This window comes from Leucobacter sp. 7(1) (assembly GCF_900163635.1).
In the GTDB taxonomy this organism is placed as follows: domain Bacteria; phylum Actinomycetota; class Actinomycetes; order Actinomycetales; family Microbacteriaceae; genus Leucobacter.
On sequence record NZ_FUID01000037.1, the window covers coordinates 1 to 11,943 of the forward strand.

Below are 11,943 nucleotides of genomic sequence, written 5' to 3' on the forward strand. Positions count from 1 at the left end.
TCCTGCCGGAGGTCTTCACCTATCCCGAACGTTCACAACGTCCCAAGGAACTACACCTAGGTCTCGGCTGATTCGGCACTGCGGCCTGCGCGGAGTGCCGTGATCGCGATCTCCTGTGCTGCGTCGAACGCCTCGAAGACGACGCCCATGCCGGAAGTCGCGAGCGCACCCTCGTGCGCGATGAAGATGCCGCGGGCCAGCTGTTCGGCCTCAGGGACCTGGGCTGCCTCAGCGATCGAAGCGAAAACGTCACGCATCCACAATTTCTGGTGGATCAGGACAGCGTAGGCAGGGTGTTCCGGATCGCTGATCTCGGCGTGCGCGTTGATCATCGCGCAGCCGCGCTGCCCGCGCTCGGCGCTCCAGCTTGCGGAGGCCTGAAAGACTGCCCGTAACTGCGCCTCGGGGTCGGGTTCGGCTGCCGTGAGACGGGCCTCGAGGAAGTCGCGCCACTGCGCATCGCGCGCGCTGAGGTAGCTGGCAGCTAGCTCGGCTTTTGACCCAAACCGCTCGTAGAGGGTTTTTTTCGTGACCCCTGCGTGCGCGGCGATTGTGTCGACGCCGACCGCGTGGATGCCCTGGGAGTAGAACAGCTCGCTCGCGGCATCAAGGATCGCGCGGGCCTTCGGGGAGAGCTCGGAGTGCGCCATAGCAACGAGTATACAGGTCTGTATACTAAGCGCCATGAGTATACAGATCGGTTTACCAGCGGTGCGGCGAGCCGCGGCGTCTGTCGGGCTCGGGGCACTGTTTGTGCTGTGCTGGTCGTCAGGGTTTATCGGCGCCAAGCTGGGCGCGGGCGTGGCCCCGGTGACGACCGTACTCATGTGGCGATTCCTGCCGCTCGCGGTGCTGCTGCTGCCAGTTCTCTGCCGATCTGTCGGTGACGGGGTGCCGATCGCGGAAATGCGGCGCCAAGTGCTGGTAGGGGTGCTCTCGCAGTCGGGGTACCTGCTGAGCGTGTACGTTGCCATCGGACTCGGCGTGAGTACGGGGACCACCGCGCTGATCGACGGGAGTCAGCCCCTCGTGGTCGCCGCACTCGCCGGGCCGCTCCTGGGAGTTGCCGTGCGGGGGCGGCAGTGGTGGGGGCTCGGGATCGGCGTTCTCGCGGTGGTGCTCGTCACAGGGGCGGACGCGGTACATCCAAGTACTGTGGCCCCGCCCTGGGCCTATGCGATCCCGTTTCTCGGGATGCTGTGCCTCGTTGCCGCAACGTTTCTTGAACGGCGAGGAGTGCCCCTCCCGCCGCTGCGGGTGCTCGCGATCCACTGCGTGACCTCCGCGGTGATCTTCACCGGAGTCGCGTTCGCGAACGGCACCGCTGTCCCGCCTGACAGTGGGGGATTCTGGCTGGCGCTGCTCTGGCTCATCGTGCTCGCCACCTTTGGTGGGTACGGGTTGTATTGGGGGTTGATCCGTAGGATCGGGGTCACTCCGGTGAATACCCTGATGTTCTTGGTGCCCCCGGTAACGGGAGTCTGGGGTGCCGTAATGTTTGGCGAGCCACTGACTCTGGTGACCGGGGTGGGGTTCGGGCTCGCAATTGTCGCGGTGCTCCTCGTGGTCCGCGCGCCGGGCAGGACCGCCGGTTCCTGGCGCAAGGCCGACGATGTCCAATAGCGCGCTGCTCTGGACCGTGAGGAGGTTCGATCCGGCAAGCGATACTCGGGGTGCCCCGCCAGCAGCGTCTGTTATTCTGTTGTATGCGAACTATTGATAACGTTATCCAAGGTTTTGCGCTACCGTTTCTCCTCTCGATCACCCGGGTCCACGTCCGGGTATCGTCACGGGGTAGCCGATGACCGCGCCGCGCACCCCGGTCTGGCGGGACATATCGCTCTCGGCGGTGATCGCGGGCTTTCTGTCCGCACTGATTAACTTCGCCGGGCCGTTTCTCATTGTGCTTGAGGCGACGCGAGCCGTGGGGCTGAGCGAAGCGCAGACCGCCTCCTGGGTGTGGGCGCTCTGCATCGGCAATGGCGTATGCAGCATCGCGCTGAGCCTGTTCACTCGGATCCCGGTCATCGTAGCCTGGTCGACGCCCGGTGCCGCGCTCCTCATCGCCTCGCTCGGAGGGTTCAGCTTCGCGGAGGCTGTCGGCGCGTTCCTGGTGGCCTCGGTCGCTGCCGCCGCGGTGGGATTCACTGGGTGGTTTGGCTGGCTGCTCGCACGCGTGCCCACGGCCGTGCTGCAGGCGCTGCTCGCGGGAATCCTCGTACCGTTTGTTGTCAGCGCAGCGGGGGCGTTTGCCAGCGCCCCACTCATCGCGGGCAGCATCGTGATCACATTCTTCCTGGGGAAGCGCTTTTTCGACCGCTACGCCGTGCTTGGCGCGCTCGTGGTCGGGTTGCTGGTGACCTGGGGCACGGGATCCTTCCCTGACGTCCGGCCGTCACTGACTCTTGGCGGTCCGGTGTTCACAATGCCGGAGTTCACGCTCCCCGCGCTCATCAGTGTTGCGCTGCCGCTGTTTATCGTCACGATGGCCTCGCAAAACGCACCAGGCCTCGCCCTATTGCACTCCCAGGGATATGCACCAAATGACCGACTCATTGTCGGGTCGATCTCCTCTGTGTCCGCTGCACTGGCCCCGTTTGGCTGCCACGGGATCAACCTCGGGGCCATCACCGCAGCGATAGCGCTCGGTCCCGAATCCCACCCGGATCAACGCAAGCGCTACGTTGCGGGCCTCGCCGGTGGGCTCACCTACCTGATCGTCGGAACCTTCGGCGGGCTGCTCGTCGTAGGATTCCAAGCGATCCCGAGCGAGACTGTATCGGTGCTCGCCGCGGTGGCACTTCTGGGGTCCGCGTTGACGGCGCTCCGGGGCGCGATGGTCGGCAATGACGCGCGTACGGGGCTTGCAGCCCTTACGACCTTGACGGTCACGATGTCCGGTGTGGTGCTGTTCAGTGTGGGGTCGGCGTTCTGGGCACTGATCGCGGGCAGCCTCGTCTACCTGGTCCTCGCCCCGCAGCGCGCCGTGACTGATCACGTGCCGGAGCGTGCTGCCCGCCCACACTGAGGGTGCGCCTGGGCAACTGTGCACAGCGGTGCACGGATCGGCCACTGTCTCTCGTCGAGTTCGCCGCGCGTTCACGGCTCGGACACCAGGGCACCGCCTGCGCCTGGGTGAATGGGGGAGCACTCCGGTGCACCCCCATTCGAGAGGATCCCCATGTTGCACGTCCCACGTTCGCCGCAGCTCCCCGGCTGCGCTACGACGAATCCGCGTCGCTCTCTGCGTGCGGGCGCGGTCGCCGCGCTCACCGTGTTCACACTGCTTGTTCCAGCGGTCCCCGCGCTCGCCAACGAGCAGCTTGACGTGGTCGCGAGCGCACCGCAGGCGATGACGCAGGAGCGCATCGATACCGCGAACGACGCCTACAACGGCGCGGACGCGCGGGTCGAATTCATCACGATGTCGGACACGGAGCTCGGCGGCACGGCGACCGTGGATCAGACATCCGAGGAAGTCGCGTACGCGGGCGCACTGCCGCACTTCGAGACGCTGCGTTCTTGGGCGGATCAGAAGGGATTCACCCCTGACGCTGTGGTCGATAACGGCGACGTGGTCGGTGCGAACGATCCCGAGTACTCCGCACACCTCGCCGGAGACAGTGAGAAGGTCGCCGGGTGGTACCGCGCCGTCGAGCGCCTGATGCGAGAGACATTCCCCGAGGCGCAGGTGCTCCTGACGCAGGGCAACCACGACATCGCCGACCTGATGGGCACCACGATCGCGGACGCTCGCGCCGAGCGCGCACCCGCGAACGCGCCCGAGTGGTTCTACCCGAACGCCGACACCGGCTTCGTCAGCAACTTCCACACCACGATCGAGGGCATCGACTTCATCGGCCTCGACTATAACGGAACGCACACCTTCGGGTACTCGGGGCAGCGCACCGGTTACCAGGACTATCTGCGGACGACGCTCGCCAGCATCGCCGCGCAGCTGGACTATGATCCGGCACAGCCGATTTTCGTTTCGATTCACAGTGGCTACTCGGGCACGTCGCTCGGCGGCCCCTTCCACAGGGACTACGACATGGCGGGTCCCGAACTGCAGCGGATCCTCGCGGACTATCCGCAGGCTGTATTGGGCTCCGCCCACACGCACTTCTCCTCCAATCCGGAGACGAGCATCTTTCAGAAAGACTTCACCGTCTACGAAAACGCCTCAATGAATTACATCTACCAGGATGTGCCGAGCGACTTTATTGGCGGCGGGTACTTCGAGGGAAATCAGGGCGACGCGGAACGCGGCACCCCGCAAAAGAGCGCAAACTTCATCACCGTGCTCGAGAGCGGGGAGACTGTGATCCGCCGCTTCGATGTCACCCACCAACGCTGGATGGGCATGCCGTGGGTTGTCGATGCCCGCGATGGTACAGCGAGTTTCACGTACACGAGTGACAAACGCAGCACCGTCGCTCCCTGGTGGGAGGCCGCGGCCGTTGCCGCGACCGACGTCACCGAGACCTCGCTCACGCTGGGCTTCGACCAGGCGCGGGACGACGAACTCGTGAACTACTACGAGGTCACGATCACCGACGGTTCCGGGCGACCGGTGCCGTTCACCGCGAATCAGGTCCCGGACTTCGGCAAGAATGCGCCCAAATCGTTCGACGGGACGTTCAAGGCTTACTCACGCTTCTTCATGACCCCGAACACGATGGGCTTTGATATTCAAGGCTTGCAACCGGCGAAGAACTACACGGTGTCGGTCACGGCGTTTGACGACTTCCAGAACGCTTCGACCCCACTGACAGGGACGGTCCGAACCGCGGGAACACTTGAGTTTCCCGTCTTCCCCGAGACGCCTGAAGCCCCCGGCGGCGAGTTCCTGAACCTCGCGTTCGAGGGGGATGTGACCGACACGGGAAGCGCGGCCGCAGCTGCGCCGGTCCCGAAACCTGTGGGCGCGGTCAGTTACGTTGCCACCGATCGGGCGGGAGCGGCCGGGCAGGCCGTGCGGATCGGTGCCGGTGCCGGAAGCTACCTTGATCTCGGATCGCGGCCTGAATTTGACCTCGGAGCGGACAAGGATCTGACGATCAGTTTCTGGACGAAGGTCACCGCCGTGGACGGTTACGCGGCGATCATCAGCAACAAGAACTGGGCCAACTGGTACCGCTCCGGCATCAATCTCGCGCCGCAGGGGACCGACACGAGCAAGCTCGAATTCACTCTCGGAGACGGCGTGAACGGGGTGTATGCCACCGGGGCCGTCGCGAATTTCCGTGACGGATGGCACCAGATGACGCTCACCGTAGATCGCAGGCGAAACCTGGCCAGCGTCTACATGGACGGGGCACTCGCGCAGGAGACGAGCATTGCCGGTGTGGGGAGTTTGACGAGCGGACTCAACATGCTTGTCGGCGTTGACGGCAGCAAGAAGTATGGTGCCGGTCTCGACATGGACGATCTGAAGATGTGGAGCTCTGCGCTCACCGCCGAGGACGTCTCCGGGCTCTTCGCCGCGGGCGACACTGGCGCGGAGCTCACCGCGCTGACCCGTGCGGTCGAGTACGCGACGGAGCTGATGAACACACACGAGGTAGCCGCCGCCGGCGGACAGGTGTTCGATGCGCAGTTGAATGAGGCGCTCGCCGCCGCGACCCAACGCGGCACCGAGGTGAGTGTAGACCCCGCACCGAGTGCCGCGGCACTACGTGAGAGCTTTCTGGGGATTCAGGACGCGGTCACCGCTGTCGAGGCGCAGCCGGTGCGGTTTGCGTATGCGGCTCAGGGGCGGAACGGTACGGTGACGCCGGCAACGGGTGTGGCAGACCAGGGCGGTGAGATCCGACTCACGCTGTCTCCTGAGCCGGGGTTCCAGGCCGCCGACTCCGTGATCTCAGTGAGTGGCGCGGAGTCCTCAACTGTGGAAGGGGACGAGCTTGTGCTGAGCGGTGTCTCACGAAAGGTGCTTGTGTCGGTCGACTTCGCCCAGGGCAGTGACGGCGGCAACACTGACGGGGGGAACACTGATGGTGGGAACACTGACGGCGGCAACACTGACGGTGGGAACACTGACGGCGGCGCTACAGACGGGTCAGGCACAGACGGGTCAGTCATCGACGGGTCAGGCAGCGACGGGTCAGGCACGGGCGAGGGCAGCCCTGACGGACACACGCCGGGCACTCAGAGTGATGCGGGAACCGGGCCTGGCCGGGATCGCCTCGCCGCAACCGGCGATCAGCTTGCGACGGGTTGGGCGCTCGTGGGTACGGCCGGGGTGCTGATCGCGGCGGCCGGTGCGGTGTTCGCATTGCGCCGAGTCCGGAAGTAGCGGCCGAATCACGCAGTGTGCCGCCCGGATCGCAGAGGACGCTGCGATCCGGGCGGCACACTGCGTGAATGCCTGTGGCCGCTACCAGCCGCGCTCGGCGAGGCGGTGGGGTGCGGGGAGGTCTGCGACGTTGATGCCGACCATCGCCTCGCCGAGCCCGCGCGATGCGGCCGCCACGGCTGCGGGATCCTGGAAAGCGCGCGTTGCGGCGACGATCGCAGCGGCGCGCTGCGCGGGATTGCCGGACTTGAAGATCCCCGATCCCACGAAAACACCGTCGGCTCCGAGCTGCATCATCATTGCCGCGTCGGCAGGGGTGGCCACACCACCGGCGGTGAGTAGTGGGACCGGAAGCGTCCCGCGTTCGGCGACCTCGGTGACGAGGTCGAGCGGAGCCTGCAACTCCTTGGCGGCGAGGTAGAGATCGGCGCGATCGAGGCCACGCAAGCGCGCGATGTCGCTGCGGATCGTGCGCAGGTGCTTTGTTGCCTCGGAAACATCGCCGGTGCCGGCTTCGCCCTTTGAACGGATCATTGCCGCGCCCTCCGCGATCCGGCGCAGCGCCTCGCCGAGGTTTGTGGCACCGCAGACGAACGGTGCGGTGAACGCGTGCTTGTCAATGTGGTGCGCGTAGTCTGCCGGGCTGAGGACCTCAGACTCGTCGATGAAGTCGATACCGAGCGACTCCAGCACCTGTGCCTCGACAAAGTGACCGATGCGAGCTTTAGCCATCACCGGAATCGATACGGCGTCCTGGATCCCCGCGACCAGGTCCGGATCGCTCATGCGGGCCACTCCGCCCTGGGCGCGAATGTCCGCGGGAACACGCTCGAGTGCCATCACCGCAATGGCACCAGCGTCTTCGGCGATACGTGCCTGCTCCGCGGTCACCACGTCCATAATGACCCCGCCGGTGAGGTGATCGGCAAGGCCGCGGCGAACCAGCGCGGACGGAGTTGAGGAGGGCAGTTTGGACTGTGTATTCGTAGACATGGGTGCAAGCCTGGCGGACCAATTGGACTGTTTCAAGATCCACTTTGAGCGGGTCTGAATGAACCACTTGTTCGCTGTGGGAGACGGGTCGACGCGCCGTCGAGCGCTATCCCGAGCGGAGAGATACGCCCGGCAACGATGAGTGAGAGTCGCTGCCGGGCGTATCGGTCTCGAGTGGACGGGTGTCTGAACTACACCCGCCTGCTCTGTCGGCGCTGGAGCCACCGCGCGGCCCCGAGCGCACTGGCTGCCGCGAGCAGAACACCGGCCCCGAGGAGCGTTCCTATGAAGGGGGTGCCGCCTGTGCGGGCGAGGGGATCGGGAATGCCCGGAGTAGGACCCTGGCCCTGGTGGGTACCCGAATCAGGCCCGGGATCAGTGCCAGGATCGGTGCCAGGGTCGGTGCCGGGATCAGTGCCCGGGTCGGGTGACGGGAGTGTAATCGTGAGTGCAGCGTCCGCCTTGACCCGAGTGCCATCCGGCGCCGTGCCGGTAACCTCGACCGTGTTCGACGCGCTGAGAGCGGCGAGTTCCGCACGGGTTGTCGGCGTCGAAACTGTCGCGGTTGCGCTCGCGGCGACGGGGAGATCTGCCACTGCAACTGATTCTGAGGTGTTCCCCGCACCGCGGGAGAAGGCCGCCGCAACATCGGTGAGGGGTGTGTTGCTGGGGTTCGTGAGGGTGGCCTCCCACATGATCGGCGCGTCGATCTCGCTCTCTGACGGAGCGGTACCCGCGAGCGTCGCCGCAATGCCCGGAAGTGGGGCCGCGGCTACGACGTCATCGACACGAGCGAGATCGCCTCGCCCGGCTTCACTGTAGGCCGCCACCCGAAAACTGTACTCGCCGGGGGCAAGATCGCTGATCGTCGCGCTCGTCGCCGTGCTGATGTCACGCTCGATCGTCTGCCAGGTGGATCCGCCGTCCGCAGACTGCTCGATCACATAGTCGAGGACGGGGACCTGGCCGGCGCGGTGAGTCACGGCGTCCCAGCTCAGCGTAACGCTGCCCGCCGTCGCTCCGGTCCCGCCAGTGAGCCCGGTGACAGGATCGGGGCTCTGCGCGAGGAGGCGGAGGCTATGCTCGCCCTTCGAAGTCATCACGAGCCAACCCTCGGGGGTGACTGCGAGGTCGCATGCTTGCTCGTAGGGCACATCTCGTACCTGCACTTCGGCCTGGAAATTTCCGGACTCGTCGAAGCGCTGGATCGCGCCCCTCTGGGGAATCACGTAGAGCTCGCCCTCATCACCCACGACAGTCTCGTAGATCATCTGGCCAGGAAAGCTCAGGGCTCCGTTGGAGCCGAACGTGGTGTCCAGCTCCCACGAGGAGTTCACCTGGTCCACGTTCCATCGCTGCACCATCCCGGTGGCAGGGGCACGGGTAAAGCCGAGGTCCGAGGTGTAGAGCTTCTCACCATCGGATGAGACACCGTAAATCTCGTCGATCCCGCCGGGGCCATTCGTGGCGGGGCGATTCGGCTGGGTGCCTGCAGTCTGGCCGACCCCGGTGAATCGGTGGAGCGGCTCTCCGTCAGGTACCGAGAAGACGCTCACGACGTTGCAGCCCTCGTATGGCGCGTAGAGCCGGTCTCCAATGAAGCCGAAGTAGGGACCCCACGCGAGTTCACCCTCGCCGAGCTGGGTGCAGCCCTGGTCGCCGCCAACGCCGGCGTTCCCCGTGATCGTGTGTGCCGCATCGTAGAAGAGGATCGTGCCTCGAGGCGTGCCGAGGTTGCCATTCGTATCGCTCACCGCGATGCCGCCGCCAGCCATCGCTTCGATCCCGCGCGGTTCGGCCCAGACCTGCGTCCCGCCCGTGGGGTCTGCCGCGGTACTATCGCGGTTCTCGTAGCGCACGGGAGCTTCCCACGCTGAACCCAAGTACCCCTGTCCGTCCGCGTAGTCGCCGCCGCCGAGATAATCGCCCGCGCTCGGGTCGAAGGCACCGGGACGGTACTCCACGATGCCCCGCTCCTCACCGTCAGCAATGGCGTACCAAATGCTCCCGCCCGCATCGAGGGCGACCCCGTAGATACTGTTCACAGTTTCTTGGCTGTCCCCGATCAGACCGTATTCACCGCTCCCTTCGGCTTTCCCCGCGGGCAGCGGGTCAGGAACTGCGTGTGCGGCCTGCGGTGTGCCCAGCAGCGTGGCGGCCAGAAGCGCGGCGGCGCCGAGGCCGCCCCACTGTTTCGAATGCATCATGGTGTCCCTTCGCGGGGGTGATCCCCGTGTGCTCCCGCGGTCCCCTCGTGGGTGATCGCGAAATCAGCGTATTTCGGTGTGCATGTCGCTCACCGGGAGCTGTGCGGACATAGCACAGGCCGTGCGCCAGACGGGCAGATTTGAGTACTCGCGCGACTCGCTGAGTGGCCCGATGAGGGACAAAGACCTGTCTGGGTCGCCGGACGCGCGGACAGGCAGGGGGACTGGTCACGCCTCGGACGTTCTCGATAGCCTGGAATCACACGACGCGGCCACGCGGTCTCGTCCGTGCGCAAAGTCGCGAGCGTGAAAGGAAGATCTATGGTCTATCGAGTACAGGGTGTCGTGGTCCGCGAGAAGAACGCGCCGGCGACAATTGAGACGGTCATCGTTCCGGATCCCGGCCCCGGTGAGGCTGTCGTCGACATCATCACCAGCGGTGTGTGCCACACGGATCTGCACTACAAGCAGGGCGGCATCTCTGACGAGTTCCCCTTCCTGCTCGGTCACGAAGCTACGGGGCGGGTCGCCGCTGTGGGCGAGGGTGTCACCGAGGTTGCCGTAGGCGACCGGGTGATCCTGAACTGGCGTGCTGTCTGCGGCCAGTGCCGTGCCTGCGCGAAGGGTCAGGCTCAGTACTGCTTCAACACACACAATGCGACGCAGAAGATGACGCTTGAGGACGGCACGGAGCTGTCGGCAGCGCTCGGTATCGGCGCGTTTATCGAGAAGACGCTTGTCGCCGCCGGGCAGTGCACCAAGATCGATGAGGAGTCGGACGCTGCCGCGGTGGGCTTGCTGGGCTGCGGCGTCATGGCGGGCATCGGTGCCGCCATCAACACCGGCGCGATCGCGCTCGGCGAGTCCGTTGCCGTGATCGGCTGCGGTGGTGTCGGCACCGCGGCAATCGCGGGCGCGCAGCTCGCGGGTGCCACGACGATCATCGCCGTCGATATTGACGACGCGAAGCTTGAGCAGGCGCGTAGCTTCGGCGCCACCCACACCGTCAATTCGCGCGGTACTGATCCTGTCGCCGCGATTCAGGAACTCACCGGCGGCTTCGGTGCGGACGTCGTGATTGACGCCGTGGGCCGCCCCGAGACCTATCGGCAGGCGTTTTACGCGCGGGATCTCGCGGGCCGTGTGGTCCTTGTTGGGGTGCCGACCCCTGAGATGACGCTTGAGCTCCCGCTGCTCGACGTGTTCGGTCGCGGCGGCACGCTGAAGTCCTCCTGGTACGGCGATTGCTTGCCGAGCCGCGACTTTGCCATGCTGATTGACCAGTACAAGCTGGGACGACTCGACCTTGACGGCTTTGTCACCGAGCGCATTGGCCTCGGCGATGTCGAAGCTGCCTTCGCGAAGATGGCGGATGGCACCGTGCTGCGTTCGGTGGTGGAGCTGTAATGCCCGGCGCACAGATTACGCATCTCGTCACGAGCGGCACCTTCTCGCTCGACGGTGGGACCTGGGACGTGGACAACAACGTGTGGATCGTGGGAGACGACGCCGAGGTCATTGTCATCGACCCCGCACATGACACGGCCGCGGTCGCCGAAGCTGTGGGGGATCGACGCACGCTCGCGGTGCTCCTCACGCACGGCCATGATGACCACATCCGGGCGGCGCGCGCCACGGCCGCGGCCCTCGGCGCTCCGATCCACTTGCACCCGGCCGATCGGATGCTGTGGGACGCCGTGTACCCGGACGTGGCACCCGAAGCCGAGATTGCGGACGGTGATGAGTTCGCGGTTGCAGGCGTGACGCTGACCGCGGTGCACACGCCGGGACACTCGCCGGGATCGGTGAGTTTTGTGGCACCGGAGCTCGGCGCGGTGTTTACCGGAGACACCCTGTTCCAGGGCGGACCCGGGGCGACTGGCCGCTCCTACAGTGACTTCCCCACGATCATCGAGTCGATCCGGAACCGGTTACTCACGCTCCCCGCGGAGACCGTGGTGCACACGGGCCACGGGGACACGACAACGATCGGCGCGGAGGCCCCGCAGCTCGAGGCGTGGATCACCCGAGGGCACTAGCTCTGCGGAACACCCCGGGTGCCGCAGGTGCCCGGGGCGTTGCGCTGCGTGCTGCCCCGCGCTGCTCGCGCGCGGGAGTGATGCCTCCGAGACCTCAATCTCGCACCTTTTCCAGGGCAGGAATGTGCCAATTTGGTATCTCGCCGGAAGGTGCCCTGCATGAGGGCACCTCGCACCCAGGTCACTCCCCTCGCTGGAGCCGAACGATACCCGCGAGAACTCAATCTCGCACGTTTTCAGGGAGTCAGAGGTGCATAATTGTGGACTCGCTGGGTCTGGGCCTGGCCTCGGGGCTGTGCCTGCACTCGGAGCCCGCCCGGCACCCCGGACGCTCTGTGCTCCTCGCAATCAAGCTCCCCTGAGAACGCGATTTCGCACTCTTTCCCTGAGCGTCGTGTGCTCTATC

The 11,943-nt window shown here is 65.7% G+C and carries 8 protein-coding genes; 5 read left to right on the forward strand and 3 right to left on the reverse strand.

The features are described from left to right. Window positions 1–56 precede the first annotated feature (56 nt). Complete coding sequence (locus tag FM113_RS08310) at window positions 57–650, reverse strand: TetR/AcrR family transcriptional regulator (protein ID WP_087013436.1); 594 nt, start codon at window positions 648–650, stop codon at window positions 57–59. Between the two features lie 34 nt (window positions 651–684). Between FM113_RS08310 and FM113_RS08315 the strand changes: the two genes are divergently transcribed. From FM113_RS08315 to FM113_RS08325, 3 genes are all read left to right on the forward strand, one after another. Continuing rightward, window positions 685–1,623: a DMT family transporter gene (locus FM113_RS08315; protein ID WP_087013439.1), complete on the forward strand. Its 939-nt coding sequence runs from the start codon at window positions 685–687 to the stop codon at window positions 1,621–1,623. Between the two features lie 178 nt (window positions 1,624–1,801). Next, window positions 1,802–3,028 (forward strand): benzoate/H(+) symporter BenE family transporter, encoded by a 1,227-nt coding sequence (locus FM113_RS08320; protein WP_087013443.1) that lies wholly within the window; start codon window positions 1,802–1,804, stop codon window positions 3,026–3,028. Window positions 3,029–3,181: 153 nt separating this feature from the next. Then, complete coding sequence (locus FM113_RS08325; protein WP_087013446.1) at window positions 3,182–6,298, forward strand: LamG-like jellyroll fold domain-containing protein; 3,117 nt, start codon at window positions 3,182–3,184, stop codon at window positions 6,296–6,298. Between the two features lie 81 nt (window positions 6,299–6,379). Here FM113_RS08325 and pdxS read toward each other — a convergent pair whose 3' ends face one another. Further along, window positions 6,380–7,291 (reverse strand): pyridoxal 5'-phosphate synthase lyase subunit PdxS, encoded by a 912-nt coding sequence (gene pdxS, locus FM113_RS08330; RefSeq protein WP_087013448.1) that lies wholly within the window; start codon window positions 7,289–7,291, stop codon window positions 6,380–6,382. 191 nt (window positions 7,292–7,482) lie between these two features. Beyond that, window positions 7,483–9,498, reverse strand: a complete 2,016-nt coding sequence (locus tag FM113_RS08335) for a fibronectin type III domain-containing protein (RefSeq protein WP_087013451.1) — start codon at window positions 9,496–9,498, stop codon at window positions 7,483–7,485. A gap of 321 nt (window positions 9,499–9,819) precedes the next feature. On the opposite strand from FM113_RS08335, the gene FM113_RS08340 reads away from it, so the two are divergent. Both FM113_RS08340 and FM113_RS08345 read left to right on the forward strand, forming a co-directional pair. After that, a complete protein-coding gene (locus FM113_RS08340; protein ID WP_087013454.1) occupies window positions 9,820–10,905 on the forward strand; it encodes an S-(hydroxymethyl)mycothiol dehydrogenase in 1,086 nt (361 codons plus the stop codon). Further along, window positions 10,905–11,537 (forward strand): MBL fold metallo-hydrolase, encoded by a 633-nt coding sequence (locus FM113_RS08345; protein ID WP_087013455.1) that lies wholly within the window; start codon window positions 10,905–10,907, stop codon window positions 11,535–11,537. Before FM113_RS08340 ends, FM113_RS08345 begins: the two co-directional genes overlap by 1 nt. Window positions 11,538–11,943 lie beyond the last annotated feature (406 nt).

What these genes read in the sequence shown, in the direction of transcription:
- FM113_RS08340 (WP_087013454.1), top strand. Translation starts at nt 9,820, where the DNA reads ATGGTCTATCGAGTACAGGGTGTCGTGGTCCGCGAGAAGAACGCGCCG.
- pdxS (WP_087013448.1), bottom strand. Translation starts at nt 7,291, where the DNA reads ATGTCTACGAATACACAGTCCAAACTGCCCTCCTCAACTCCGTCCGCG.
- FM113_RS08315 (WP_087013439.1), top strand. Translation starts at nt 685, where the DNA reads ATGAGTATACAGATCGGTTTACCAGCGGTGCGGCGAGCCGCGGCGTCT.
- FM113_RS08335 (WP_087013451.1), bottom strand. Translation starts at nt 9,498, where the DNA reads ATGATGCATTCGAAACAGTGGGGCGGCCTCGGCGCCGCCGCGCTTCTG.
- FM113_RS08320 (WP_087013443.1), top strand. Translation starts at nt 1,802, where the DNA reads ATGACCGCGCCGCGCACCCCGGTCTGGCGGGACATATCGCTCTCGGCG.
- FM113_RS08310 (WP_087013436.1), bottom strand. Translation starts at nt 650, where the DNA reads ATGGCGCACTCCGAGCTCTCCCCGAAGGCCCGCGCGATCCTTGATGCC.
- FM113_RS08345 (WP_087013455.1), top strand. Translation starts at nt 10,905, where the DNA reads ATGCCCGGCGCACAGATTACGCATCTCGTCACGAGCGGCACCTTCTCG.
- FM113_RS08325 (WP_087013446.1), top strand. Translation starts at nt 3,182, where the DNA reads ATGTTGCACGTCCCACGTTCGCCGCAGCTCCCCGGCTGCGCTACGACG.